This window comes from Nesterenkonia halotolerans (genome assembly GCF_014874065.1).
Lineage (GTDB): Bacteria > Actinomycetota > Actinomycetes > Actinomycetales > Micrococcaceae > Nesterenkonia > Nesterenkonia halotolerans.
In genome coordinates this window covers 1-24,891 of the sequence record NZ_JADBEE010000001.1, presented here as the reverse complement: position 1 = coordinate 24,891, position 24,891 = coordinate 1, and the positions used below count along the sequence as shown (strand labels likewise).

At 68.3% G+C, this 24,891-nt stretch carries 23 protein-coding genes; 6 read left to right on the top strand and 17 right to left on the bottom strand.

The genetic code is table 11. The features are described 5' to 3' along the window. Positions 1 to 59 precede the first annotated feature (59 nt). Both H4W26_RS00115 and H4W26_RS00110 read left to right on the top strand, forming a co-directional pair. Entirely contained in the window at positions 60 to 605 is a 546-nt protein-coding gene (locus H4W26_RS00115) for an acyl-CoA thioesterase (protein WP_192590185.1), read from the top strand. A gap of 95 nt (positions 606 to 700) precedes the next feature. Continuing rightward, positions 701 to 1,930 carry a serine hydrolase gene (locus tag H4W26_RS00110; protein WP_192590184.1) on the top strand — a complete coding sequence of 410 codons (1,230 nt, stop codon included), beginning with the start codon at positions 701 to 703 and terminating at the stop codon, positions 1,928 to 1,930. A gap of 138 nt (positions 1,931 to 2,068) precedes the next feature. Here H4W26_RS00110 and der read toward each other — a convergent pair whose 3' ends face one another. The 9 genes from der to H4W26_RS00065 all read right to left on the bottom strand — a co-directional run bounded on the left by der (position 2,069) and on the right by H4W26_RS00065 (position 11,792). Further along, positions 2,069 to 3,565, bottom strand: coding sequence for a ribosome biogenesis GTPase Der (der, locus tag H4W26_RS00105; RefSeq protein WP_318779832.1), 1,497 nt, complete (start codon positions 3,563 to 3,565; stop codon positions 2,069 to 2,071). A 28-nt stretch (positions 3,566 to 3,593) separates the two neighbouring features. Continuing rightward, complete coding sequence (gene cmk / locus H4W26_RS00100) at positions 3,594 to 4,331, bottom strand: (d)CMP kinase (RefSeq protein ID WP_192590182.1); 738 nt, start codon at positions 4,329 to 4,331, stop codon at positions 3,594 to 3,596. After that, complete coding sequence (locus H4W26_RS00095) at positions 4,310 to 5,479, bottom strand: prephenate dehydrogenase (protein WP_192590181.1); 1,170 nt, start codon at positions 5,477 to 5,479, stop codon at positions 4,310 to 4,312. The genes cmk and H4W26_RS00095 overlap by 22 nt, the downstream gene beginning before the upstream one ends. After that, positions 5,476 to 6,480: a pseudouridine synthase gene (locus tag H4W26_RS00090; protein ID WP_225939535.1), complete on the bottom strand. Its 1,005-nt coding sequence runs from the start codon at positions 6,478 to 6,480 to the stop codon at positions 5,476 to 5,478. Before H4W26_RS00090 ends, H4W26_RS00095 begins: the two co-directional genes overlap by 4 nt. A 100-nt stretch (positions 6,481 to 6,580) precedes the next feature. Then, positions 6,581 to 7,186: an SMC-Scp complex subunit ScpB gene (gene scpB / locus H4W26_RS00085; protein WP_192590179.1), complete on the bottom strand. Its 606-nt coding sequence runs from the start codon at positions 7,184 to 7,186 to the stop codon at positions 6,581 to 6,583. Continuing rightward, positions 7,179 to 8,096, bottom strand: a complete 918-nt coding sequence (locus H4W26_RS00080) for a segregation and condensation protein A (RefSeq protein WP_318779714.1) — start codon at positions 8,094 to 8,096, stop codon at positions 7,179 to 7,181. The genes scpB and H4W26_RS00080 overlap by 8 nt, the downstream gene beginning before the upstream one ends. Beyond that, entirely contained in the window at positions 8,096 to 8,932 is an 837-nt protein-coding gene (locus tag H4W26_RS00075; RefSeq protein ID WP_192591916.1) for a ParA family protein, read from the bottom strand. Before H4W26_RS00075 ends, H4W26_RS00080 begins: the two co-directional genes overlap by 1 nt. A 206-nt stretch (positions 8,933 to 9,138) precedes the next feature. Then, positions 9,139 to 9,792 carry a trimeric intracellular cation channel family protein gene (locus H4W26_RS00070; RefSeq protein WP_192590178.1) on the bottom strand — a complete coding sequence of 218 codons (654 nt, stop codon included), beginning with the start codon at positions 9,790 to 9,792 and terminating at the stop codon, positions 9,139 to 9,141. A 74-nt stretch (positions 9,793 to 9,866) separates the two neighbouring features. After that, a complete protein-coding gene (locus H4W26_RS00065) occupies positions 9,867 to 11,792 on the bottom strand; it encodes an AMP-binding protein (RefSeq protein ID WP_192590177.1) in 1,926 nt (641 codons plus the stop codon). Between the two features lie 160 nt (positions 11,793 to 11,952). Here H4W26_RS00065 and H4W26_RS00060 point away from each other — a divergent pair, with 160 nt between their 5' ends. The 4 genes from H4W26_RS00060 (at position 11,953) to H4W26_RS00045 (ending at position 16,340) form a co-directional block, all read left to right on the top strand. Further along, a complete protein-coding gene (locus H4W26_RS00060) occupies positions 11,953 to 12,627 on the top strand; it encodes a GntR family transcriptional regulator (RefSeq protein WP_192590176.1) in 675 nt (224 codons plus the stop codon). A 50-nt stretch (positions 12,628 to 12,677) separates the two neighbouring features. Continuing rightward, positions 12,678 to 14,195 (top strand): MmgE/PrpD family protein, encoded by a 1,518-nt coding sequence (locus H4W26_RS00055; RefSeq protein ID WP_192590175.1) that lies wholly within the window; start codon positions 12,678 to 12,680, stop codon positions 14,193 to 14,195. 3 nt (positions 14,196 to 14,198) lie between these two features. Continuing rightward, entirely contained in the window at positions 14,199 to 15,116 is a 918-nt protein-coding gene (gene prpB / locus H4W26_RS00050) for a methylisocitrate lyase (protein ID WP_192590174.1), read from the top strand. Positions 15,117 to 15,191: 75 nt separating this feature from the next. Then, positions 15,192 to 16,340, top strand: a complete 1,149-nt coding sequence (locus H4W26_RS00045; protein WP_192590173.1) for a bifunctional 2-methylcitrate synthase/citrate synthase — start codon at positions 15,192 to 15,194, stop codon at positions 16,338 to 16,340. A 189-nt stretch (positions 16,341 to 16,529) separates the two neighbouring features. Here the strand turns inward: H4W26_RS00045 and H4W26_RS00040 are convergent, their stop codons facing one another. Genes H4W26_RS00040 through H4W26_RS00005 form a run of 8 tightly spaced genes read right to left on the bottom strand, consistent with a single transcriptional unit; the run spans position 16,530 to position 24,729 of the window. Beyond that, positions 16,530 to 17,594 (bottom strand): site-specific tyrosine recombinase, encoded by a 1,065-nt coding sequence (locus H4W26_RS00040; protein WP_192590172.1) that lies wholly within the window; start codon positions 17,592 to 17,594, stop codon positions 16,530 to 16,532. A 4-nt stretch (positions 17,595 to 17,598) separates the two neighbouring features. Further along, positions 17,599 to 19,302, bottom strand: a complete 1,704-nt coding sequence (locus tag H4W26_RS00035) for a CTP synthase (RefSeq protein ID WP_192591915.1) — start codon at positions 19,300 to 19,302, stop codon at positions 17,599 to 17,601. Between the two features lie 35 nt (positions 19,303 to 19,337). Beyond that, the gene (gene recN / locus H4W26_RS00030; RefSeq protein WP_192590171.1) at positions 19,338 to 21,101 is read right to left on the bottom strand and encodes a DNA repair protein RecN; all 1,764 of its coding nucleotides are present in this window, start codon (positions 21,099 to 21,101) and stop codon (positions 19,338 to 19,340) included. Further along, positions 21,098 to 22,066, bottom strand: coding sequence for an NAD kinase (locus tag H4W26_RS00025; protein ID WP_192590170.1), 969 nt, complete (start codon positions 22,064 to 22,066; stop codon positions 21,098 to 21,100). The genes recN and H4W26_RS00025 overlap by 4 nt, the downstream gene beginning before the upstream one ends. An 11-nt stretch (positions 22,067 to 22,077) precedes the next feature. Next, positions 22,078 to 22,893, bottom strand: coding sequence for a TlyA family RNA methyltransferase (locus H4W26_RS00020; RefSeq protein ID WP_225939534.1), 816 nt, complete (start codon positions 22,891 to 22,893; stop codon positions 22,078 to 22,080). Further along, positions 22,890 to 23,048: a hypothetical protein gene (locus H4W26_RS00015; protein WP_192590169.1), complete on the bottom strand. Its 159-nt coding sequence runs from the start codon at positions 23,046 to 23,048 to the stop codon at positions 22,890 to 22,892. The genes H4W26_RS00020 and H4W26_RS00015 overlap by 4 nt, the downstream gene beginning before the upstream one ends. Beyond that, positions 23,045 to 23,884, bottom strand: coding sequence for an HAD-IIA family hydrolase (locus H4W26_RS00010; protein ID WP_192590168.1), 840 nt, complete (start codon positions 23,882 to 23,884; stop codon positions 23,045 to 23,047). The genes H4W26_RS00015 and H4W26_RS00010 overlap by 4 nt, the downstream gene beginning before the upstream one ends. Next, entirely contained in the window at positions 23,881 to 24,729 is an 849-nt protein-coding gene (locus H4W26_RS00005) for a tetratricopeptide repeat protein (protein ID WP_192590167.1), read from the bottom strand. Before H4W26_RS00005 ends, H4W26_RS00010 begins: the two co-directional genes overlap by 4 nt. Between the last annotated feature and the right edge of the window lie 162 nt (positions 24,730 to 24,891).

Genomic DNA, 24,891 nt, shown 5'->3' with positions numbered 1-24,891 from the left:
GCCCGGTAGACCACATAGGACGGGGTAAAACGTGGGGGTGGGGTGGGTAGGCTGGCTGCATGACCGACGCCACACCCACCGCTACCCACCGCGACACTCCAAACACCGCCACCGCCAGTCCAACAGCATCCGCCGAGACATCCCCTCCGCGACTGCGGACCCGGGTGCCGCTGCGCTGGGGCGATATGGACGCCTATGGGCACATCAACAACGTGGAGATCGTGCGGGTGCTCGAGGAGGCTCGCATCCGGGCCTTCGGGGCCCCGGCGAACACCGGCTACCCGGTGGGCGAGCCGCTCTCGGCGCTGTTCAATGAGCTTCCCGAAGGAGCACAGGCGCTCGTCGTCGAGCATCGGGTGCGGTATCTGGCCAGCCTGGAGTACCGCGATGTGCCCGCCGACGTCGACGTCTGGGTCACCACGCTCAAGGGCGCCGGTCTGACCCTGGCCTACGAGGTCCGCGACGGGGTCGACGGCACGCGCTGCGTTCTCGCCGAGACCCAGCTGGCCTTCCTGGACGCCCCCACCGGCCGACTGCTGCGGCTGACATCTTCGCAGCGCGAGCGCGCTGCGGCGTTCCTGGCGGACTCCCCCTTCCGCAGGTGAGGACACGCGCGCGGGTACGGCGCTGATCAGCCCTTACCCGTCATCGCCCACGTAAATCCCGGATCCCTCCGCCAAGCTTGGATACGATCAGAACGATGCTTCCCCGCGAAAACCTTCCCCGTCGCGGTCAGGAGGCCAGACCTGCTCGGCACAGTCCCGCGTACCGAGCCCTCGGTCTTGCCACCGCCGCTCTGCTGCTCACCTCATGCAGCCCTGCCGTGTTCCAGCCTGCTCCGGTGCCGGCCCATGGCGTGGATGCGGCGCCCGCGCTGGCCGGCACCGGTGAGAGCGGCGAGCAGCCCGGAAGCCCTGCAGACCCCCAGGACGAGGACCCCGCCGCAGACGACGCGCCCCTCCCGGCACTTGCTGCCGAGGTGAAGGACGCTCGGGATGCCCAGCGCGAGGCGGCCGCCGAGGGGGCCGCCGCCCTTGCCGAAGCCCGTGAGGCGCACCTGCAGGAGCTCGCGGAGGAGCAGGAGCGGCTTGCCCAGGAAGAGGCCGAAGCCGAGGCGGAGCTCGAACGGCAGCGTGAAGAGCAGGAAGCGGCCGATGAGGCAGCCCGCGCGGAGGAAGAGGCCCAGGCGGAGCAGGATGCCTCCCCCGAGCCCGCCCCGCAGCAGCCGGTGCCGGATGCGCCCGCGGACTCCACCTTCACCGGTGATCTCGATGCTTACCTGGCCGACCTCGCAGCTTCTCACTCCGGCGACATCTCGATCAGCCTCACCGAGATCGGCGGACAGGGTCGCAGCGCCTCGACCGCCGGGGGCGAATCACGGGTCAGCGCCAGCACCTATAAGCTCTTCGTCGCCTACGGCATCCTGGACCGGGTCGAGTCCGGTGAGATGGACTGGGACGACACCGTCGACGGCGGCCGCGACCGCGCCACCTGCCTGACCGAGATGATCTCGCTCAGCGACAACCCCTGCGCCGACGTGTTCCGCGATGAGCTGGGCTGGCGGGGCCTGCGCGACATCGCCGCCGAGACCGGCGGGCCGGCCACCGACTTCATCCCCGCCTACGCGCGCACCTCGGCCAATGACCTCACCGCGTTCCTCACCCGCCTCGAGACCGGCCAGCTCGGCCTGAGACAGGACAGCCGTTCCCGACTGCTGGGCGCACTGGGGAGCAACATCTTCCGCCAAGGCATCCCCTCGGGCAGCGCCGGCACGGTGCTGAACAAGGTGGGCTTCATCGACGGGTACCTCAACGATGCCGCGATCGTGCGACACCCGCAGGGCACCTACGTGCTCTCGATCATGTCCGAGGGCTCGGACTGGGAAGCCATCGCGTCGATCACCCGGCAGGTCGAAGCAGCGCTCTACTGAGCAGCGACCCCGCTCACCTCGACTGGCCCACCCCGCCAGCGTCCACCTCAGGTTCGGCGTGGACAACAGAGAATCTCCGGCGGGTGCAGACAAAAAGAGGCCCCAGCTGATGCCGGGGCCTCTCACTGTGCGACTCGGTTATTTGCGCTTGCGCTTCTCGCGCACGCGCATGGAGACCTCGATCGGTGACCCGGTGAAGTCAAAGGTCTCGCGCAGCCGGCGGGTGATGAACCGGCGGTAGCCGGGATCCAGGAACCCGGTGGTGAAGAGCACGAAGCGCGGAGGCCGCGTGGAGGGCTGGGTGGCGAATAGGATCCTGGGCTGCTTGCCGCCGCGCACCGGGTGCGGGGTGGCGGCGACCAGCTCGCCGAGGAAGGCGTTGAGCCGTCCCGTGGAGATGCGCCGTCCCCAGCTGGTCAACGCGGTGTCCAGCGCCGGCGCCAGCTTGTCCTTGTGCCAGCCGGTCAGCGCCGAGACGTTGACCCGCGGCGCCCAGGCGATGTGCGCCAGGTCCCGGGTGACCTCCCGCTCGAGGTAGTAGCGGCGCTCCTCATCCATCAGGTCCCATTTGTTGTAGGCCACCACCAGGGCGCGGCCGGAGTCCACGGCCATCTGGATGATGCGCACATCCTGCTCGGAGACCGGCTCCTCCACCGAGAGCAGCACGACGGCTACTTCGGCCTTGTCCAGCGCGCGCTGGGTGCGCAGCATCGCATAGTACTCAGAGCCCGAGGCCATGTGCTGGCGACGCCGGATGCCTGCGGTGTCCACGAAGCGCCAGGTCTCCCCGCCGAGTTCGATGAACTCATCCACAGGGTCCATGGTGGTGCCGGCGACGGAGTCCACGACCACGCGCTCGGAGCCTGCCAGCTTGTTCAGCAGCGAGGACTTGCCCACATTGGGCCGTCCCACCAGCGCCACCCGGCGCGGACCACCGGTGGGGATCATCCCGCCATGCTCGGCGAACTCCGGGAGCGCCTTGACCGCGGCGTCGAGCAGGTCACCGGTGCCGGTGCCGTGCAGCGCGGAGACCGGGTAGGGCTCGCCCAGACCGAGGTTCCAGAGGCTGTAGACCTCGCTCATCTGGGAGGGGGCGTCGATCTTGTTGGCCACCAGCAGGACCGGCTTCTTCTTGCGCCGCAGCATCCTGACCACGGCTTCATCCACGGCCGTCGCCCCGACCAGCCCGTCGACCACGAAGACGACGGCGTCGGCCTCGTCCACGGCCATCTCGGCCTGCTCGGCCACGCGCTTGTGCATGCCGCGGGCATCCTGCTCCCAGCCGCCGGTGTCCACCAGGGTGAAGTCCTTGCCGTTCCACTCCGCGTCATAGCTCACGCGGTCGCGGGTCACGCCCGGGACGTCCTCGACCACGGCCTCTTTGGAGCGGGTGATGCGGTTGACCAGGGTGGACTTGCCCACATTGGGGCGACCGATCACTGCCAGGGCCGGCGGTGCGGCGACGTAGGGCTCGAAGTCCTCATCGTCCTCGTCGAACTCCAGGACGGCGGCGTCTTCTTCGGCCAGCTCATAGTCGGAGAGCCCAGCCCGCAGGGCCGCGGCCCGGGCCTGCGCCTCCTCCTCGGTGATCGCGGCGACGCGTTCGGCGAGCCGATCGTCCTCCACGGGCGGGATGTACTCCGCGGACTCGGGGGAATTGTTCTCAGCGTGATTCGCCACGGGATGCTCCTGCAGATGGGGTCGAGAGTGGTTCGGCGGAGACCTGGTGCACGCGCTGGATCAGCGTGTCCACCGTCTCCTGAAAGGTCAGATCCGAGGAGTCCAGCACGGCCACGCCGTCGGCTGCCTCGGTGAAGTTTGATGCGGTGGAGTCGCGGGTGTCCCGGTCGATCACCTGGCGCTTGAGCGCCTCGGCGGTCTCGGTGCCGCCCAGCTGCAGCCCGCGACGGCGCAGCCGAGCCTCGGCGGAGGCGGTGAGCAGCACGCGCACCTGCGCATCCGGGGCCACCACCGTGGTGATGTCACGTCCCTCGGCCACGATGTAGCCGGATTCGTCGATCAGACGGCGCTGGGCGGAGATCAGCAGCGCCCTTGCGGGGCGGTTGGTCGCGATCTCGGAGACGCGCTCCGAGATCCGGGTCTCACGGATGGCGCCGGTGACGTCGGTGCTGCCGACCATGACGACCTGGTGCTCCGGGTCGGTGGAGATCTTCAGCGGCAGCTCTTCCACGGCGACGGCCACGGCCTGCTCATCGTCGAGGTCCACGCCCTGGGCCAGGCAGTACCAGGTGGCGGCGCGGTACATCGCCCCGGTGTCCAGGTAGGCAGCACCGAGCTGGCCCGCCACGGCGCGGCACACGCTGGACTTCCCCGAGCCCGAGGGTCCGTCCACTGCAATGATCAGCCGCTGTCCATCACTCACGAGAGCACTACCTTCCATCCAAATTCAGTCATTGCTGCGGCGAGCTCGTCTCGCCGTCCTGGCAGCACGGAGAGCTCCACCATGCCGACCTGATGGCCGGCGGAGTGCTCCATGCGCATGTCTTCGACGTTGACGCCCACCCGTGCCACATCATTGAGCACTGCGGCGATCTGTCCCGGTTTGTCATCGACGATCACGGTGAGCACCACGAAGGACTGCGGCGGAGCGCCGTGCTTGCCGGGCACCCGGGCCACGCCGGCGTTGCCCTCAGCGATCAGCTGCGCGATGTCGGCCTGCCCGCCGGGGGCGCGCGGATCCTCCAGGGTGCTGATGAGCCGTTCCACATCTTGGCGCAGTCCGTAGAGAATCTCCACCACGGGAGCGGCGTTGGAGGACAGGATCTGGACCCAGAGCCCCGGGTCCGAGGCGGCGATGCGGGTGACGTCGCGCAGCCCATTGCCGGCCAGCGCGAGCGCGGAGGTCGGAGCGTCCTGCAGTCGGGAGGCCACCAGTGAGGCGGCGATCTGCGGCAGATGGGAGATCAGCGCCACCGACTGGTCGTGGCGAGCGGGGTCCATCTGGTGCACGGTGGCGCCGAGACGTCGCCCGATCTCCCCGGCCCAGTCCACCGCCTCGGAGGCGGAGAGCTGCTCGCCGGTGACCGGGTCCACCGCCGGGCAGACCACCCAGGGCATCGAGGTGAACAGCTCGCCGCGTGCGGCCACCGGTCCCGATTTCTCCCGGCCCGCCATCGGATGGGTGCCCACATAGCGGCGCAGATCGTGGCGGGTGAGTGCGGCGTCGTCGTCGGCGGCCTGCTGCAGCAGCAGGTGCAGGATCTCCGCCTTGGTGGAGGCGATGTCCAGCACGACGGCGCCCGGGAAGCTGCGCAGCGCGGCTCCCACCTCCGCGGCGGTGGCCTCAGGCGGAGCGGCGACGATGACGATCTCGGGCGAGTCCGCGCCAGGCTCGGAGGACTCCAGCAGCCTCCCGGCGCCGATGTCGGCGGCGATGGACTGCGCAGTGGCGGAGGGATCAGAGAGCAGCACCTCGTGGCCGTCGGCGCGCAGGCCCAGGCCGATGCTGGTGCCCAGCAGGCCGGTGCCGCGGATGAGCACCGTCGGGGTGCGGCGCGCGCTGGCCGGTGGTGCGGTCAACAGGTTCATCCGGGCTGACCCCCGCTCTTCGGCTCAGCGGCAGACTCGCCGTTGCGTGGGGTCGCGTCGTCGGGGGCGCTGCTGGTCAGATCCAGCAGGTGGCCCAGCTCGAAGCGGCCGAGCTCGCGCACGGTGCCTTGGGGCTGGTCGCCGATGGTGAGCTCCCCGATGCCGGTGCGCACGAGGCGCAGCACGGGGTGTCCCACATGATCGAAGATGCGCCGGACGATCCGGTTGCGCCCGGAGTGCAGGGTGACCTGGAGCATGGTGCGGCTGCCGTCGCTGCCGAGGTGCCGGAAGTCATCCACCGCGATCGGCCCGTCCTCGAGCTCGATGCCGGCGCGCAGGGTCTTGCCCACTGCCTTGGTCACCGGTCCGGCGACTTCGACCACGTAGGTCTTGGGGACCTCGTAGGAGGGGTGGGTCAGCCGGTTGGCCAGCTCGCCGTCGTTGGTGAGCAGCAGCAGGCCCTCGGTCTCGGCGTCCAGGCGTCCCACGTGGAAGAGCCGGGCGGCGATCATGTCCGCGGTGAGGAAGTCATTGATGCAGGGCCGGCCGTGCGGGTCCGACATGGTGGTGACGACGCCGGCGGGCTTGTTGAACATGACGTACTGGTGCTCCACGTTGAGGCTGACGCGCACGCCGTCCACGTGGATGGTCACCTCATCGGGCTTCACGCGGATGCCGGGTTCGATCACTGCCTTGCCGTCCACGGTGACCCGGCCCTCGGAGATCAGCGCCTCGCAGACGCGCCGGGACGCGACGCCGGCCTGGGCCAGCACCTTCTGCAGGCGGATTCCCTCGGGATCATGCACGGCGGTGAAATTCTCCTCGGCCTCGTCGCGGCGGGGTTTGGTGCGCGAGGTCCCGGTGGAGATCATGCGCTGGGGGTCCTCGGAGGAGAAGGGTCCTCCCGATTGACCGGCCTTCGGGGTGCGCGCAGCCCGGGCAGCTCGGGGCTCTCGCCGCTGCGAACTGTCCGCGCGGCGGTCGGGGCCCGAAGAACTCATGGACTCCATTCTATGGGGAGTGTCCAATTCCTGGGTCCACTGCTGGGAGCACTGGTGGGCCCACTGGTGGCTCCCCTGCTTCGGGACGAGTCGGGATGGCTCAGCCTTCCCCGTTCAGCTCCCCCGCCGCCTCGATCCCCGGCAGGTGCGGGGAGAGCTGCGGCAGCTCCTGCACGGAGTTGATGCCCAGGCGCTCCAAGAGGTCAGCGGTGGTGGTGTAGAGGGTCGCTCCGGTGAGCGGGTCGGTCCCGGCGGTGTCCACGAGTCCGCGATGGACCAGGGTGCGCACCACCCCGTCCACGTTGACCCCTCGAATCGCCGCCACCTGGGATCGGGCGACGGGCTGCCGGTAGGCGATCACGGCCAGGGTCTCCAGCGCGGCCTGCGAGAGCCGGGTCGTCGCACCGCCGAGGATGAAGGCGGAGACCTGTTCGGCGTAGTCGGCACGGGAGTAGTAGCGGTATCCCCCGGCGATCTCGCGCAGCTCGTAGCCGCGACGGCGCGAGCCCTCGGTGATCCCGTCGATGTCCAGACGCAGCGCGTCCAGCACCGCGATGACCTGGTGTTCGGGGATCTCCAGCGCGACGCCGAGCTCGGCGGCGGAGATGGGCTCCTCGGTGATCATCAGCACCGCCTCGGCGGCGGCGAGCAGGTCCTCGCTGATGGTGTCGTCCTGTGGGTCAGCCATCCGGTTCTGTTCAGACATCGCTGCTGTGCTCCTTCTCCTCCAGCTCCCGAGACTGTGTCTCGTCCTGCACCGGTTCGTCCTGCGCTGGCTCGTCCCACTCAGCGGCGGCCCGCTGCATGGCCGGGATCTCCCCGGCCGCGGGACCGGACCAGGTGACGAGCAGCTCCCCGAGCGGGCTGTCCTGCTCGAAGGCCACATCACGATCGCGGTAGAGCTCCAGGAGACCGAGAAACCGGACGACGACGACCAGCCGGCTCTCTGCCCCGGTGATCAGCTCCGTGAAGCTCGCCGTGCCGGTCTCGCGCAGCAGCTGGGTCATCACCGCGATCTCGGCGGCGATGTCCACGGTCTGCGCATGCAGGTGTTCGAACCGCACATGGTCGGGCTCCATCGCGGGGCGGGCGAAGGCACGCTCGGCGATGGCCTTGAGGTCCTCAGGGGTGGTCTTGAAGACCAGTTCCGGCAGCAGCTGGGCCAGCTCGGGGTGCGTGCCGGGCTGACGGGGGAACCGATCGGAGTGCTGCTGGATCTGTTCGGCGATGTGGCCCGCGATGTGCTTGAACGCGCGGTACTGCAGCAGCCGGGCGAAGAGCAGATCACGGGCCTCCAGCGCGGCGAAGTCCTCCTCGGACTCGATCTCTCCGCCGGGGAGCAGCTGGGCGGCCTTGAGGTCCAGCAGGGTCGCTGCGATCAGGATGAAGTTCGAGGACTCGTCCAGCGCGCGGTCATGAGAGAGCCCGCGGACATAGTCCAGGAACTCGTCGGTCACAGCGGAGAGTGCCACCGCCGTGACATCCATCTCGCGCTTGGCGATGAGCCCCAGCAGCAGATCGAAGGGCCCGTCGAAGTTCGCCAGCGACACGGTGAAGGCCCCCTGCGTGGCGCCTGCCTCCAGCGCGGGGACCTCAACCGAGTCCGTGTCCGCCACTAAGGCGAACCACCTCGGAGGATCAGCTCGCGGGCCAGCTGCCGGTAGGCCTTGGCTCCCTCGTGCTTATGGGCGTAGGCGGTGATCGGTTCGGCGGCGACCGTGGCATCGGGGAACTTCACCGAGCGCTTGATCACCGTCTCGAAGACCTTCTCCCCGAAGGCCTCGACGATCCGGGCGATGACCTCCCGGGCATGCAGGGTGCGCAGGTCGACCATGGTGACCAGCACGCCGTCGATCTCCAGGTCCGGGTTGAGCCGATCCTGGACCTTCTCGATGGTGTCCACCAGCAGCGCCACCGCACGCAGCGCGAAGTACTCGGCCTCGAGCGGGATCAGCACGCCGTGGGCGGCGGTGAGCGCGTTGACGGTGAGCAGGCCCAGCGAGGGCTGGCAGTCGATGATGATGACGTCGTAGTCGTCGCGGACCTGGCGCAGCGCCCGGTCGAGGACCTGTTCGCGGGCCACCTCATTGACCAGCTGGACCTCGGCGGCGGAGAGGTCGATGTTGGCCGGGAGCAGGTCCACGTTCTCCACGTGGGTGGAGACGATCGCGTCGCGGGTCTTGACCCCGCGCTCCATGAGCACGTTGTAGACCGTGGTCTCGAGCTCATGTGGGCTGGTGCCGAACCCGGCGGAGAGGGCGCCCTGCGGGTCGAAGTCCACCATGAGCACGCGGCGGCCGTATTCGGCGAGCGCGGCGCCCATGTTGATCGAGGAGGTGGTCTTGCCCACCCCGCCCTTCTGGTTGACCATCGCGATGATGCGCGCGGGGCCGTGGCTGCTCAGCGGCTCTGGATCGGAGAATTCGTGCTTGGGACGGCCGGTGGGGCCCATGATCGCATCGCCGTGGATGGTGAAGAGCTCGGTCGGCTGCGCGCTGCTCGACTCGCTCGCTTCCCGGTCAGGCGTTTCGCCCCTCCGGGCACCCGGCTCGCTCACGTGATCCCTCGACTTCCTGATGCGGACAACAACTTATCCAGGTTACCCCGACTCGTGTCCCAGGCAAGGTGGTGGAACAAGTAGCGCTGGAAGGTTGCGGCTCAGTCTGCGGAAGGCCCCGAATTGCCCTCAGCCGCACTGAAGCGGCGTCCGGCCAGCGGCACCCGCCAGCCGCGGCGCAACGAGATCATGCGCAGCGCAAAGACCAGGAGCGCGATGACGGGTCCGGCCCAGACCAGCGAGAGTTCCAGGCTCAGCGCGGTCACAGTGAGCGCGGCGCCGAGCATGGCCGGCACGGCGTAGACACCGCGCGGGTTGAAGATCTGCGGGGTCTCATTGGCGACGACGTCGCGCATGGCACCACCGCCCACCGCGGTGGAGATTCCAAGCAGCACGCAGGCCAGCTCGGTGAGACCTGCTTCCCAGGCGATCACGGTGCCGGTGAGGCAGAACAGTGAGAGTCCGACCGCATCGAAGACGAGCAGAGTGCGGCGCAGCCTGGTCTCATGCAGCAGCCCGGTCATCACCAGCACCACGGCCACCAGCACCGGCGCGAGGTAGACCGGGTTCTCCAGCGCGAGCGGCGGACCGTAGCCGATGAGCACATCGCGGATCACTCCCCCGCCGAGCCCTGCCATCGAAGCCAGCAGGACCGAGCCGACCACGTCGAAGCCCTTGCGCGCTGCCAGCAGCGCCCCGGAGACGGCGAAGGCGAACGTGCCGATCAGCTCGACGGCCAACAGCAGGATGTCCATGCTCTCCCCTCGTTCACCCGGGGCAGGTCCGCGCCGGGGCAGGCTCGCGCAGGCGCTCCTGCGTCCCGGACAGCCTACCGGTGGGGGCGCAGCACCGGGGTCAGGTCCTCGAGCACCGAAGCATCCTCGATGGTGGAGGGAACGCGCGGGGTCTCGCCGTCGGCGATCTGCCGCATCGTCTTGCGCAGGATCTTCCCAGATCGGGTCTTGGGCAGCGCGGTCACCACGGAGACGCTCTTGAAGTCCGCCACCGGCCCGATCATCCGGCGCACCAGGTCGGTGAGCTCGGCGGTGAGCGTCTCGGGCTGATCCTCGCGCCCGCTCTTGAGCACCACGAAACCCGTGGCGCGTTGACCCTTGAGCTCGTCGGCCAGACCGATCACGGCACATTCGGCTACGGCCGGGTGCGAGGCGAGGACCGCTTCGATCGCACCGGCGGAGAGCCTGTGTCCGGAGACGTTGATGACGTCATCGGTGCGTCCCATGACAAAGAGGTAGCCGTCCTCGTCCAGGTAGCCGGAGTCCCCGGTGGCGTAGAACCCGGGAAACGCCGTCAGGTAGGAATCGATATAACGCTGGTCATCGCCCCAGAGCGTGGGCAGCGTGCCCGGCGGCATCGGCAGGCGCAGCGCGATGTTGCCCTCCTCCCCCGCGGGCAGCTCCTCGCCGGCGGCGTCGAGGATGGACACGTCGTATCCGACCATGGGCAGCGTGGCGGAGCCCTCTTTCACCGGCAGCGGATCCAGCCCGACGGGGTTCGCGGCGATCGGCCACCCGGTCTCGGTCTGCCACCAGTTGTCGATCACCGGGACGTCCAGCGCCTCCCCGATCCAGCGCTGGGTCGCGGGGTCCAGCCGCTCCCCCGCCACGAAGAGGTGCTCCAGCGAGGAGATGTCGTAGTCCGCCACCAGCGCCGCCTCCGGGTCGGTCTTGCGGATGGCGCGCAGTGCGGTGGGTGCGGTGAAGAGCGCGCTGATGCGATGTTCCTGGACCATGCGCCAGAACGCTCCGGCATCCGGGGTGCCCACGGGTTTGCCCTCGTAGAGCACCGTGGTGGCCCCCACCAGCAGCGGGGCGTAGACGATGTAGGAGTGGCCGACCACCCAGCCCACGTCCGAGGCGGTGAGGATTCGCTGCCCGGGTCCGACGGCGTAGATCGCCTGCATCGACCAGCTCAGCGCCACCGCCGTGCCGCCCTGGTCACGGACCACGCCCTTGGGCCTGCCCGTGGTGCCGGAGGTGTAGAGGATGTAGAGCGGATCGGTGGCGGCGACGGTGACCGGCCCTGCGGGCCCAGACTGGGCGCTGCGCTGCTCCCAGTCGTGCCATTGTGCTTGCGTGTCTGCGGCACCCTCCTCCGCCCGGGCCTCCTCTTGCACCGAATGCGCGAAGCCCTCCCGGTGCTGCACCACCACATGGCTGACCTTGTGGCTGGACAGGCGCAGCGCCTCGGCCACTGTGGGCAGGTACTCCACCCGACGGCTGGGCTCGATGCCTCCGGAGGCGGTGATCACGACGTCGGGGGCCGCGTCCTCGATGCGGGAGGCGAGCTCTCGGGCTGCGAAGCCGCCGAAGACCACCGAGTGCACGGCTCCGAGCCGCGCGCAGGCAAGCATGGCGATCGGTGCCTGCGGAATCATCGGCAGGTAGATGATCACCCGATCGCCCGCGCCGACGCCGAGGTCGCGCAGCATGCCGGAGCAGCGCGCCACCTCTTCGGTGAGCTGGGCGTAGGTGTAGCTGCGTGAGTCAGGTGTGAGCGCCGAGTCGTAGATCAGCGCGGTCTGCTCGCCGCGTCCGGCCTCCCGATGACGGTCCAGGCAGTTGTAGCTCAGATTGAGCTCGGTCCCTGGGAACCAGCGGTAGACCGGGGCAGCGGCGTCGTCGAGGGCTTGACGCGGTGCCGTGACCCAGTCCACTGCGCCGGCAGCCTCGAGCCAGAACTCCTCGGGATTCCGCAGCGAACGGGCGTGCAGCTGCCGGTAGGTCTGGCCATTCATGGGCGAGCTCCTGCTCATCGAGGGTGTTCATGGGGCCTTGCACCCCAGCGTATGAGCCAAATCACACCACGTAAAGGGATATGTATACAGATATTGCTCTCAGTGGGGAATGTGGGAGATTTAACCTGGTATTCACCCACATCTGTATACACTGGGGGTTATGCGAGCCAGTGACCGTGCTTATGCGAGGCTCCGTCAGGAGATCCTCGACGGCGACCTCGAACCCGGCAGCCTGCTCGGTGAAGTTGACCAGGCGGAGCGGCTCTCCATCTCGCGCACCCCCTTGCGTGAGGCGCTGTCCCGACTGATCGCCGATGGCCTCGCCGTGCAGGCCAGCGGGCGCGGCACCGTGGTCAGCTCCATCGAGACCAAAGATGTGGACCTGCTCTTCGAACTGCGCCTGCCTCTGGAGGTCCAATCAGCCCGGCTGGCTGCTGAACGGGGGGACCCGCAGGTGTTCACCGCGCTGGCCGAACGCTTCACGGCCGCCGAGTCCACGCTGGGCCCCCCGAGGAGCATCGCCGATGTCGCGGACGACTCCGCCTATTACGATCTGGCCGCCGAGCTCGACGAGGCGCTCTCCGCCGCGGCCGCGAACCCCTACCTCAATCACGCGCTGCGCAGCATGCGCGCGCATCTGGTGCGCGCCCGCCGACTCGCCCAGCATGAACCGGCCCGGCTGACAGCCTCCGCACGGGAACATCGTGAGGTCTGCCTGGCCGTCGCCTCCGGAGACCCGGAGACCGCCGGCGCCGCGATGCTCATCCATCTGCGCCGCAGTCATGCCTACATCAGTGCCCAGCACGCCGCACATGAGCCCCAGATGTCGACCTGACCACCACGCCTCCACTCCAACCCCGAACCCCTCCGAGAGGAACCCCGCGAATGCTCACCCATCACGTCCGGGTCTACCGCAGCGAAGAGAACCTTCCGCGCGAGGACCAGCTGGCCTACAAGATCGCCCGCGTGGCCACCGACTCCGTCGCCGTGGATCCCGACGTCACGGAGATGGTCATCAACCGGATCATCGACAACGCAGCCGTCGCCGTGGCCTCGTTGAACCGTGCGCCGATCATCGCGGCCCGGTCCCAGGCCCTGGATCATTCGATCTCGGCGCACGGTTCCGGAGCCTCCATCTTCGGGATCCCCACCAAGTCCAGCCCCGAATGGGCGGCCTGGGCCAACGGCGTCGCGGTTCGGGAGCTGGACTATCACGACACCTTCCTCGCCGCAGAGTACTCCCACCCCGGGGACAACATTCCGGCCATCCTCGCCGTGGCGCAGCACACCGGACGCTCCGGCGTCGAGCTCATCCGCGGCATCGCCACCGGCTACGAGATCCAGGTGGACCTGGTGAAGGCCATCTCGCTGCACAAGCACAAGATCGACCACGTGGCACACCTGGGACCTTCCGCCGCGGCAGGCATCGGCACCATGCTGAACCTGGACGCGGAGACGATCTTCCAGGCTGTCGGACAGGCCCTGCACACCACGACCGCCACTCGGCAGTCCCGCAAGGGCGAGATCTCCACCTGGAAGGCCCATGCTCCGGCCTTCGCCGCGAAGATGGCCGTGGAGGCCGTGGACCGCGCCATGCGCGGACAGACCTCACCGGTGCCCATCTACGAGGGTGAGGACGGGGTCATCGCCTGGCTGCTCGACGGGCCGGAGGCCTCCTACGAGGTCCCCCTGCCGGCTCCAGGCGAAGCCAAGCGCGCCATCCTGGACACCTACACCAAGGAGCATTCCGCGGAGTACCAGGCCCAGGCGTGGATCGACCTGGCGCGCCGGCTCCACCACGCCCACCCCGAGCTCGCTGACCCCAGCCGGGTGAAGTCTGTGGTGATCTACACCAGCCACCACACCCACTACGTGATCGGCTCCGGCGCGAACGACCCGCAGAAGTATGCGCCGACCGCGTCCCGCGAGACGCTGGACCACTCGATCCCCTACATCTTCACCGTCGCGCTGCAGGATGGCGCCTGGCATCATGTGGATTCCTACGCCCCGGAACGTGCTCAGCGTCCGGACACCGTGGAACTGTGGCATAAGGTCACCACCAGGGAGGATCCGGAGTGGACACGTCGCTACCACTCCACCGATATCGCCGAGAAGGCCTTCGGCGGGTCAGTGGAGATCACCATGCACGACGGCCAGCTGATCAGCGATGAGATCGCCGTCGCCGATGCCCATCCGCTGGGAGCCCGCCCGTTCGCCCGTGAGCAGTACATCACCAAGTTCCGCACGCTCGCCGGAGGCGTGATCTCCGAGGAGGAGGCCGAGCGCTTCCTGACCGCCGTGCAGCGACTGGAGTCCCTGCCCGCAGGGGAACTCGACCAGCTCAACATCCGCGCAGCCGCCGGCGTCATCGATCCGGCCGCCGCACCGAAGGGACTGTTCTAGACCATGCTCTACTCCTCCACCACGCCCGCCCAGAAGCGCCTGGACCTACGCGCCATGCTCACCCCGGGGGCGGCACGCCAGTTCCCCGGGACCTTCACGCCCCTCTCCGCCCCGCTGATCGAGCAGAAGGGCTTCGACGGGATCTACATCTCCGGAGCCGTGCTGGCGAACGAGCTCGGTCTGCCCGATATCGGACTGACCACGCTGACCGAGGTCGCCCAACGCGCCGGGCAGATCGCCCGAGCCACGAACCTCCCCGCGCTGGTCGATGCCGACACCGGCTTCGGCGAGCCGATGAACGTGGCCCGTTCGGTCCAGGAGCTCGAGGACGCGGGGCTTGCCGGCTGTCATATCGAGGACCAGTTCAATCCCAAGCGCTGCGGGCATCTGGACGGGAAGAACCTGGTCGATCTGCAGACGGCCACTCAGCGGGTCGCCGCGGCGGCCCGCGGACGCCGGGATGAGAACTTCCTGATCATGGCACGGACCGACCTGCGCGCAGTCGAGGGTCTCGACGCTGCGATCGAGCGCGCCAAGGCACTGGTCGACGCCGGTGCCGATGCGATCTTCCCGGAGGCGATGAAGGACCTCAGCGAATTCGCCGCCGTCTGCGATGCGGTGGACGTGCCGGTTTTGGCGAACATGACCGAGTTCGGGAAGTCCCCGCTGTTCACCCGGGACCAGCTGGCCGACGCCGGGGTGGCCATGGTCATCTATCCGGTCACCTCACTGCGCTCCGCGATGGGCGCGATCGAACGCACCCTGGACACGCTGGCCGCCGAAGGTTCCCAGCACAGCGCGGTGGATCAGATGATGACCCGGGCACGGCTCTACGAACTCGTGGATTATGAGGGGTACAACGCCTTCGACACCGGCATCTTCAACTTTGACGTCCCCGACGTGCACGAGAGCCCATCCTGACACCGAGCCAGTCCGGCTCAGCAGCACGGTCCGGACCCGCACGGTGTGGACCGCAACGACTCAAGGAGGTCACCTATGACCGAGCAGACCAGCCCCGACACGATCTATAAGGGACTCGACGGTGTGATCGCTGACTACACCGCCATCTCCAAGGTGAACCCGGAGTCCAACTCGCTGCTCTATCGCGGGTACCCGGTCCAGCAGCTGGCCGCCCAGCTCTCCTTCGAGGAGGTGGCGCTGCTGCTCTGGACCGGTGAGCTTCCCTCGCAGGAACAGAAGGAGGAGTTCATCGCGCTCGAGCGCGCCCACCGCGCGCTGGATCCCCGGGTGAAGTCGGCGATCGACCTGCTGCCCCTGGACGCTCACCCGATGGACGTGGCACGCACCGCGGTCTCCGTGCTGGGCGCGAATCACCCGCAGTCAGGGGACTCCTCCCCCGAGGTCGAGCTGCGCAAGGCCCAGGAGCTCTTCGCCGCGTTCCCCGCCGTCGTCGCCTATGACCAGCGCCGACGACGGAAGCAGGAGGTCGTGGAGCCGCGCGAGGACCTGGACTATTCGCAGAACTTCCTCTGGATGACCTTCGGCGAGGAGGCCCCGGAGGAGGTCGTCGATGCCTTCCGCGTCTCGATGGTGCTCTACGCCGAGCACTCCTTCAACGCCTCCACCTTCACCGCGCGCGTGGTGACCTCCACCCTGGCGGACCTGCACTCGGGGGTGACGGCCGCAATCGGTGCGCTGAAGGGACCGCTGCATGGCGGCGCGAACGAGGCCGTGATGCACACCTTCGAGGAGATCGGGATCGACAAGGCCGAGACCCGCGAGGAGGCCGCCGCCCGCGCCAAGGCGTGGATGGAGGAGGCGCTGGCCGAGAAGCGCAAGGTCATGGGCTTCGGGCATCGGGTGTACAAGTCCGGAGACTCCCGGGTCCCCACCATGAAGCAGGCGCTGGACGCGATGGTGGAGTACTACGGCCGCGGCGAGCTGATGGGCCTCTACGATGGGCTGGAGACGGCGATGGCCGAGGCGAAGAACATCCTGCCGAACCTCGATTATCCGGCCGGGCCGACGTATCACCTGATGGGCTTCGACACGGAGATGTTCACCCCGCTGTTCATCGCCGCGCGGATCACCGGCTGGACCGCGCACATCCAGGAGCAGCGCGCCGACAACTCGCTGATCCGTCCGCTGAGCGCCTACAACGGTCCGGACGAGCGCCACCTCTGAGGCCTCCCCCACCCCTCCCACCCATCCTTTGGGCAGAAATTGTCGGAATGACGCGTGCACGCAGCGCTATTCCGACAATTTCTGCCCAACAGATGGGAAATGGGGCCGCGGGAGAGGTCGCAGCGAGAAAGGGGGCCGCGGGATAGCCCCGGCACGGAAGACCCTCGGGGGTCAGCGGGATCCTCGGGCTCAGCGGGCGCGAGGGTGGGCGGTGGCGTAGCTCTCCTGGAGCGCCTCCGCGGTGACCTTGGTGTAGATCTGCGTAGTGGTCACCGAGGCGTGGCCGAGCATCTCCTGCACCAGCCGGATGCCCGCGCCGCCTTCGAGCAGGTGGGTGGCGCAGGAATGGCGCAGCGTATGCGGCGAGACCTCCTGCTCGATCTCCGCGGCCGCGGCGTGGGTCTGCAGCACCGTCCAGGCTGACTGCCGGGAGAGCCTTCCGCCGAGTCGGTTCAGGAACAGAGCCGGCGACGGCGCCCGGCGGCCGATCCGCGCGGCCAGCGCAGGCCTGCCGGCAGTCAGGTAGTCGTTGATGGCCCGCTGGGCATAGCGGCCCACGGGGACCATGCGCTGCTTGTTGCCCTTGCCGGTCACCCGGACGATGACGAGACCGTCGGTGCCCACGGGCCCCCTCGCGTCCCCATCCCCCGATCCCCCGGCGGCCTCGGCGCGGATCTCGTGGATATCATCCACATCCAGGCTCACCGCCTCGCTGATCCGAGCGCCGGTGGCGTAGAGGAACTCCAGCAGCGCGCGGTCGCGCAGGCCCAGCTCGGTGTCCCGGCTGGGAGCATCCAGCAGCCGCTGCACCTCAGCCACGCTGAGTGCCTTCGGCAGAGATTGGCGCGGCTTGGGGGCGGCCACGTGCTTGGCCGGATCATGGGTAGTGCGGCCCTCGCCGGCCCAGTAGCGGTGCGCGCCCCGCACGGAGGCCAGCACGCGAGCCATGGACCGCTGGGACAGGGTCGAGCCGCCGTCGGCGCCGGTGGGCAGCTGCTGGAGGAAGTCGGCGATCAAGGACTCGTCGACCGCGCGCAGCTCGCTGATGTCTCTCTCCAGCAGGAAGGCGCCGTAGCGCAGCAGGTCATTGCGGTAGGAGCTCAGCGTGTTCGCCGCGGAGCCGCGTTCGATCCGCAGGTGGGTGAGGTAGTCCTCGATCTCCGCCCCCACAGGCGAGGACGGCACCTCCAGACGTCGCTGGAGGTGCCGTCCTCGTGCCTGCTCAGGACCGGCGGACCCGTCCTGTGGTGTCATATGCTCAGCCGCGTCCGCCCTGAGCGAGCTGACGGTCCAGACCAGCACGGATCAGTCCTGCGAACAGCGGGTGCGCGTTGGTAGGACGTGACTTCAGCTCCGGGTGTGCCTGCGTGGAGACGTAGTACGGGTGGACCTCCTTGGGCAGCTCCACGAACTCCACCAGGGTGCCGTCCGGAGAAGTGCCGGAGAAGACCAGTCCCGCCTCGGCGAGCTGATCGCGGTAGGTGTTGTTGACCTCGTAGCGGTGCCGGTGGCGCTCGGAGATCAGCGTGCTGCCGTAGGTCTCGGCGACCACGGAGCCCTCGACCAATTTGGCGTCGTAGGCGCCGAGCCGCATGGTGCCGCCCAGGTCGCCGGCGCCCTCGACGATCGCCTCCTGCTCGGCCATCGTGGCGATCACCGGGAAGGGCGTCTGCGGGTCGAACTCGGTGGAGCTCGCCTCGGTCAGGCCCACCACGTTGCGCGCGTACTCCATGACCATGGTCTGCAGTCCCAGACACAGGCCCAGCGCGGGAATGCCGTTCACCCGAGCGTGGCGCAGCGCCCCGATCTTGCCGTCGAGACCGCGCACACCGAAGCCGCCGGGCACGCAGATGGCGTCCACCCCGTCCAGCGCCTTGGCGGCGCCTTCTTCGGAGGCGCACAGGTCAGAGGCGACCCAGCGGATCTTGGTGCGGGTGCTGTGCGCGAAACCGCCGGCGCGCAGGGCTTCGGTGACCGAGAGGTACGCGTCGGGCAGGTCGATGTACTTGCCGACCAGCGCAACCTCCACCTCGTGATCGGGGTGATGCACGGCGTTGACGAGCTTGGACCACTTGGACCAGTCCACGTCCTTGAACTTAAGATCCAGCGCCTGGACCACGTAGGCGTCGATCGCCTGGCGGTGCAGGATGCGCGGGATGTCGTAGATGCTGGGGGCGTCGGCGCAGTTGATGACCGCGTCCTCGACCACATCGCACATCCGAGAGATCTTGCCGCGGATCTCCGAGGGCAGCTCGCGGTCGCTGCGCAGCACGATGCCGTCGGGCTGGATGCCGATGGACCGCAGGGCCGCCACCGAGTGCTGGGTAGGTTTGGTCTTCAGCTCCTGGCTGGGCCCGATGTAGGGCACCAGGGAGACATGGAGGAAGAAGACGTTCTGCCGGCCGATGTCCTGGCGGACCTGACGGGCGGCTTCGAGGAACGGCTGCGACTCGATATCGCCGACCGTGCCGCCGATCTCGGTGATGATCACATCCGGGGCGTCCTTGCCCTCGGCGGGAAGCCGCATCCGGCGCTTGATCTCGTTGGTGATGTGCGGGATCACCTGGACCGTGTCGCCGAGGTAATCGCCGCGGCGTTCCTTCTCGATCACGGTGGAGTAGATCTGACCCGTGGTCACATTGTTGAGCCCGTCGAGATTCTCATCGAGGAAGCGCTCGTAATGTCCGATGTCCAGGTCAGTCTCGGCGCCGTCTTCGGTGACGAAGACCTCGCCGTGCTGGAAGGGGTTCATCGTGCCGGGATCCACATTGAGGTAGGGATCCAGCTTCTGCATGACCACTGAGAGGCCACGGGCCCGGAGCAGATGCCCCAGTGAGGAGGCAGTCAGGCCCTTGCCGAGGGAGGAGACCACACCTCCCGTGACAAAGATCTGTCGACTAGTAGGGAGGCTGTTCTGATTCCTGGAACTATTTCTCTGCACCACGGAGTTCGATCCTAACAGTGAACGGGAGGTGGATATAGCCCCACGCGCGTGAGCTACAGCGCAGCGGCCGTGCTGATGAGTTCTCGGGCATGGGCGCGTGCGGATTCTGAGTCCTCCTGGCCGGCGAGCATGCGGGCCAGTTCGCTGACTCGCTGCTCCTCGGTCAGGGCGGTGACGTCCGAGGCGGTGAAGCCTCCGGAGACGGAGTCGTCCTGGACGGAGGACTTGAACACTCGGATGTGGTTCTGCGCGTAGGCGGCGACCTGCGGCAGGTGGGTGACCACGATGACCTGCCGGTGCTTGGCGAGCATGGCCAGCCGGCGGCCGATCTGGACCGCTGCCTTGCCTCCGACTCCAGCGTCGACCTCGTCGAAGATGAACGTCTCGGTCTCGGAGCCCTCGGCGAGCACGACCTCCAGTGCGAGCATCACCCGGGAGAGCTCACCTCCAGAGGCTCCCTTGCCCAGCGGCAGCGGATCTGCGCCGGGGTGCGGTGCCAGCAGCATCGCCACCGTGTCAGCCCCGTCCGGTCCGAGCTCAGCGGTCTCCGCGACGTCGATGACCATGCGGGCCTGCGGCATGGCCAGGGCAGCGAGCTCCTCGCCGACAGCTGTTCCGAGCTGCTCTCCTGCCTCCCGACGACGACGGCGCAGCTCCTCGGCCTGGGCCCACAGTCCGGCCTGGAGCTCGTCGATCTCCGCGCTGAGCTCCTCGATCCGGTCAGCGTCGGACTGCAGGTTGTGCAGCCGGGCGCGGGCGTCGGCTGCCCAGGCCAGGACGGCGTCGATGTCGGGGCCGTAGAGCCGGATGAGCCGTTCAAGGTCAGCGCGGCGCTGGTGGACCTCGGCGAGCCGTTCGGGTCCGGACTCATCGAGGTTTGCCGCGTAGATGCCTAACTCCGAGGCGGCGTCGTTGAGCAGGCTGGAGACCGAGGAGATCTGTTCGGCGATCTGACCCAGCTCCTGATCCTGGTCCTGCACGGCCGCCAGTGCGGTGGCGGCGGACTCTACCAGGGCCACGGCATGGGGGACGTCGTCGAGAGCTTCGGCGGCGTCGGGGCCGGAGAGGGAGTGCTGGGCGGAGCGGGCGGCCTCGCGCAGCGATTCGACGTTCTCAAGCTTCAGGGACTCGGTCTTGAGCTCCTGGTCCTCCCCGGGAAGCGGCTCCACCGCGTCGATCTGCTCGAGGGACTGTTGGAGCTGTTCGGCCTCGCGGCGTCGTTCTCGTTCGTTGCTGGTGATCTCGTCGAGCTCGGTGACTTTCTGCTGGTAGCCGGTGAACTGTTCGCGGTAGGCGCTCAGGGCGCGGGCAAACTCGCCTCCGGCGTGGCGATCGAGGGCCCGTCGCTGGGCGCTGGCGGAGCGCAGCCGCAGCTGGTCGCTCTGTCCATGGACCGTGACCAGTGAGCTGCCGATCTCTCCGAGCAGGGCGATGGGCACGTTGCGGCCGCTGATATTGGCCCGACTGCGACCCTTGCCGCTGAGCGTGCGGCCGAGCAGGAGTTCCACATCAGCGGGCGGCTGAGCCGGGGAGGCTGTGTCCGTCCCGGGGGTCTCCAGCCAGGCTCCCGCCTCCTGGGCGAGACTGACGCAGCGGTGGGTGCTGGGCACGGTGATGCCGGCATCCACGGTGGCCTGTGGGGCCCCGGTGCGGATGGCGCTGGCCTCGGCGCGAGCGCCGAGCAGCAGTCCCAGCGCGGTGACCACCATGGTCTTGCCCGCGCCGGTCTCACCGGTGACCACGTTGAGTCCGGCGTTCAGTGGAAGTTCGGCGTGTTCGATCACGCCGAGATCGCTGATGGTGACGTAGTCGATCACCGTTCGGCAGCCTCCTCGCGGTGGAATGAGTCAGGAGATTCGACCTGGTTGGCCGGGTCGACGGGTCCGCGCCACCCGGTGGTGGGCAGGTTGAACTTGTCCACGAGCCGCTCGGAGAACGGGGTCTGGTGGACTCGGGCGAGCAGCACGGGTTCCGTGGAGCGGGTGACCTCCACGCGAGATCCTGGTGGCAGTTCCATGAAGCGTCGTCCGTCGCACCACAGGACGCCCTGTTCGTCTTCGCGCTGGAGCACCTCCACCGCCATGATGGAGTCGGGGTCGGCCACCAGGGGGCGGGAGAAGAGCGCGTGGGCGGAGATGGGCACCATGACCAGGGCCTGCACTTCCGGCCAGACCACGGGCCCCCCGGCAGAGAAGGCGTAGGCGGTGGAGCCGGTGGGGGTGGCCATGACGACGCCGTCGCAGCCGAACGCCGAGACGGGCCTGCCGTCGATCTCGATGACGAGGTCGATCATGCGTTCCCGGGACTGCTTCTCGATGCTGGCCTCGTTCAGCGCCCAGCTGCTGCCGACATGCCGGCCGGCGTGCCAGACCTGTACGTCGAGGGCCATGCGGCGCTCCACGGTGTAGTTCTGGTCCACGACCCACTGCACGGAGGCGTCGAGTTCGGTGCGCTCGGATTCGGCGAGGAATCCGACGTGGCCGAGGTTGACGCCCATCAGCGGCAGTCTCGCCTTTCGGACCAGGTCGGCGGCGCGCAGGATGGATCCGTCGCCGCCCAGGACCATGCCGACCTCGCAGTCGGCCATGGCCACATCGCGTTCAGCGACTGCGATGGGCAGCCCGCTCAGGCGCTCCCCCATCACGTGGTTCAGCGCGGTCAGGTCGTGTTCAAGCATCACGGGGCGCAGACCGGCTCCGTGGAGGCGCTCGGCAACGGAGACAGCGGCTTCCACAGCGTCACGCCTGCCGATATGGGCAAGCACCAGGATCTCTCTGGTCATGGAGGCCTCCTTCAGTCGAACTCGACCTTGCCCAGCCTATCGTTGATCCGCTCGGCTGCCTCGGCAGGTGTGCATGATGCGGTGTCCTCGCGGCGCAGCTGCAGGAAGAATTCGGCATTGCCGTCCTGGCCCTCCAGCGTGGAGCGGTGGACGTCTCGCAGTCTCAGCCCGTGGGCTGCGGCGGCCTCGATGACGCCCTCCACAGCTTCTCGGCGGAGATTGGGGCTGCTGACCACGCCGGTGCGCCCGAGCCGATCACGGCCGATCTCGAACTGGGGCTTGACCATGAGCAGAAGGTCTCCGCCGGGAAGCGCCTGCGCCGCCAGCGCGGGCAGCACCAGTCGCAGAGAGATGAAGGACAGATCGGCGACGATCAGGTCGAACGGCTCGCCCAGATCTCCGCGGTGCATGTGGCGCAGGTTGAGGCCCTCGTGGTTCTCCACCCGAGGGTCTGCGGAGATCTCGGGGTGCATCTGTCCGTGACCGACATCGACAGCGACCACATGGGCTGCTCCGGCGGCAAGCAGCACCTGCGTGAAGCCCCCGGTGGATGCTCCTGCGTCCAGGCACCGACGCCCGGCGACGGTGACCTGTGGGGAAGCGCCCAGCGCTCCGCTGAGCTTGTGCGCGGCGCGGCTGACCCAGGTGTCCTGGATGTGGACCTCAAGTCGCTGGGTGTCGCTCACCAGGGCGGAGGCCTTCTGGGCGGGAACACCTGCGATGCTGACCTGGCCCTGCTGGATCAGCTGAGCCGCCCGGGTCCGGCTGGGGGCGAGTCCACGGGCGACCAGCATCTTGTCCAGGCGCATCTTGCCGCTGGGACTCATGAGCGGTCGTCGCTGGTCTGCTTCAGTCGCTGGCTCAGTTCCTGGACGAGCGCGTCGGCCCGGAGGACTTCGGTCTCGAGTTCGTCGAGGCTCAGCTCATCGCCAGCCTCTGTGGGCTGCTCGGCGCTGGCCTCTGTCGAATGCTCGGCGCTCACGCGTCGGTTCCCTGTGGTGCCCTCTGCTGCAGGGGGCGGTGGGCGCCGTCGAAGAGCTGACCAAGATGCTCCAGGATCCACTTGGGCTGGGAGTCGGGGTCGGCGCTCTGTGCGCTGGCCTCGGAGTCGATGCCGGTGAGCACCAGGGCGGTGTCGAAACCGGCACGGTTGCCTCCGAGAACGTCGGTGTCGAGTCGGTCCCCGATGACCAGGGGTGCGTCCATCTGCAGAGAGCGGGCGGCCTGCGTGAACATCACTGGCTCGGGCTTCCCTGCGGCCTGTGGCTGTGTCCCGGTGGCGCGCCCCACTGCCTCGATCAGCGCTCCGTTGCCCGGTGCGATGCCGCGTTCGCGGGGGATGCTGAGGTCGAGGTTGGTGGCGAACCACTGCGCACCGGCGTTGATGGCGTAGGAGGCCTCGGCGAGGTCCGCCCATCCCAGCGAGGGGTCGAAGCCCTGGATCACCGCGGCGGGGTCCTCCTCAGCGGTGCTGACCAGGTGGTACCCGGCTTCCTTGACCAGACTGCGCAGGTAGTCACTGCCGGTGACCATGACCTTCGAGCCAGGCTTGACCGACTCTTTCAGGAGGCTGATGCCCGCCGGGGCGGAGCCGAAGACTTCGTCGGTGCGGGCGGGGATGTCGAGGGACTGCAGGTGCTCCGCAACCTGTTCTGCGGAGCGGGAGGCATTGTTGGTGACATACGCGCGGGGTACGTCGAGCCTCACGAGCTCCCGGACAGCGTCGGCAGCGCCGGCAATGGCAGCAGGGCCTGCGTAGAGGACCCCGTCGAGGTCGAAGAGCACCCCGTCATACGAGTGGACAAGTCCCGAACTCACGCACGTCCTCCGTGGGAGCGGTCCTGACCGCGTTCCCGGCCCCGCTCTCCTGAGTGGCCCAGGACATCTTTCACCTTGGGCAGGTCTGCTGGCTCGTCATCGAAGTCGAGGATCTCGGGGTCTTCGAAGGCGCCGGTTCCAAGCGCACGTTCGGCCGCAAAGGCCTGTTCGTACCAGCGCTGGGCTTCGTCCTCGCGCCCAGCGGCTTCCAGGGCCACGGCGTAGGCAGTGAAGAGCCGCGGCGAGAAGCCGAAGGCGCGGTTGATGTCGAGTTCGGGAATCTCGAGGGCGGTGACGGCGGAGCCGTAGTCGCCGAGGTCGGTGAAGGCGCCGGAGACGACCATCGCCATCTCGGCGCGGACCGGACCCTTGAGATCTGCGGCCTCAGGGGACTCAGCGAGTTCGATCGCCTTCTGCGGGCGTTCAAGTCCGCGTTCGCAGTCGGCCTGCACGGGAAGGTGTGTCTGGTCTCCACTGATCCGACGGTAGGTGCGCAGCTCGCGCAGCGCTTCGGCGTAGTCGCCGGCAGCGTAGGCGGTCAGGCCCACGGCTTCACGGACGACGCCGAGGCGGCCTCCGCGGCGTGACGCGGCGAGGGCGTGTTCGAACGCGAGCTCGGGATCGATGTCCACGAGGCGTCCAGCCATCACGAGGTGGCGGGCGACCCAGGGACGGTTGGTGTCATTGAGCGTGCGCAGCTGCAGCAGCGCGGGCCGGTCCAGCTCTTTGCCGGTGACATCTTCGTCGATCTCAGGAGAACGAGTGCGGTCCTCACTGTTGGACCGTCGCAGGTCGCGCGGGTTGCGCGGCGCCCTGGGGCGATCACCGTAGGACTCGTCGTGCATGGGTGCTGATTCTCCTTGAATAACGTGCGCTGGGCCCTCTCAGGATACCGCTTCATGAGGGAAGCTGCCCGGGGCCGCGGTGAGGACTGACTGGGTCCGAGACGGCCAGCAGATGGCGCCTTGACGGGTGGCGCTGATTCCAGCAGAACTATCAATCTTCTT

Excerpts from the sequence above, each read along its gene's own strand:
- H4W26_RS00005 (WP_192590167.1), bottom strand. The coding sequence starts at position 24,729 with ATGCACGACGAGTCCTACGGTGATCGCCCCAGGGCGCCGCGCAACCCG.
- cmk (WP_192590182.1), bottom strand. The coding sequence starts at position 4,331 with ATGGAAGGTAGTGCTCTCGTGAGTGATGGACAGCGGCTGATCATTGCA.
- H4W26_RS00020 (WP_225939534.1), bottom strand. The coding sequence starts at position 22,893 with ATGAGTCCCAGCGGCAAGATGCGCCTGGACAAGATGCTGGTCGCCCGT.
- H4W26_RS00095 (WP_192590181.1), bottom strand. The coding sequence starts at position 5,479 with ATGAACCTGTTGACCGCACCACCGGCCAGCGCGCGCCGCACCCCGACG.
- H4W26_RS00090 (WP_225939535.1), bottom strand. The coding sequence starts at position 6,480 with ATGAGTTCTTCGGGCCCCGACCGCCGCGCGGACAGTTCGCAGCGGCGA.
- H4W26_RS00065 (WP_192590177.1), bottom strand. The coding sequence starts at position 11,792 with ATGAATGGCCAGACCTACCGGCAGCTGCACGCCCGTTCGCTGCGGAAT.
- H4W26_RS00110 (WP_192590184.1), top strand. The coding sequence starts at position 701 with ATGCTTCCCCGCGAAAACCTTCCCCGTCGCGGTCAGGAGGCCAGACCT.
- scpB (WP_192590179.1), bottom strand. The coding sequence starts at position 7,186 with ATGTCTGAACAGAACCGGATGGCTGACCCACAGGACGACACCATCAGC.
- H4W26_RS00055 (WP_192590175.1), top strand. The coding sequence starts at position 12,678 with ATGCTCACCCATCACGTCCGGGTCTACCGCAGCGAAGAGAACCTTCCG.
- prpB (WP_192590174.1), top strand. The coding sequence starts at position 14,199 with ATGCTCTACTCCTCCACCACGCCCGCCCAGAAGCGCCTGGACCTACGC.
- H4W26_RS00025 (WP_192590170.1), bottom strand. The coding sequence starts at position 22,066 with ATGACCAGAGAGATCCTGGTGCTTGCCCATATCGGCAGGCGTGACGCT.
- H4W26_RS00045 (WP_192590173.1), top strand. The coding sequence starts at position 15,192 with ATGACCGAGCAGACCAGCCCCGACACGATCTATAAGGGACTCGACGGT.
- H4W26_RS00060 (WP_192590176.1), top strand. The coding sequence starts at position 11,953 with ATGCGAGCCAGTGACCGTGCTTATGCGAGGCTCCGTCAGGAGATCCTC.
- H4W26_RS00040 (WP_192590172.1), bottom strand. The coding sequence starts at position 17,594 with ATGACACCACAGGACGGGTCCGCCGGTCCTGAGCAGGCACGAGGACGG.
- H4W26_RS00075 (WP_192591916.1), bottom strand. The coding sequence starts at position 8,932 with ATGGGCCCCACCGGCCGTCCCAAGCACGAATTCTCCGATCCAGAGCCG.
- H4W26_RS00070 (WP_192590178.1), bottom strand. The coding sequence starts at position 9,792 with ATGGACATCCTGCTGTTGGCCGTCGAGCTGATCGGCACGTTCGCCTTC.
- H4W26_RS00115 (WP_192590185.1), top strand. The coding sequence starts at position 60 with ATGACCGACGCCACACCCACCGCTACCCACCGCGACACTCCAAACACC.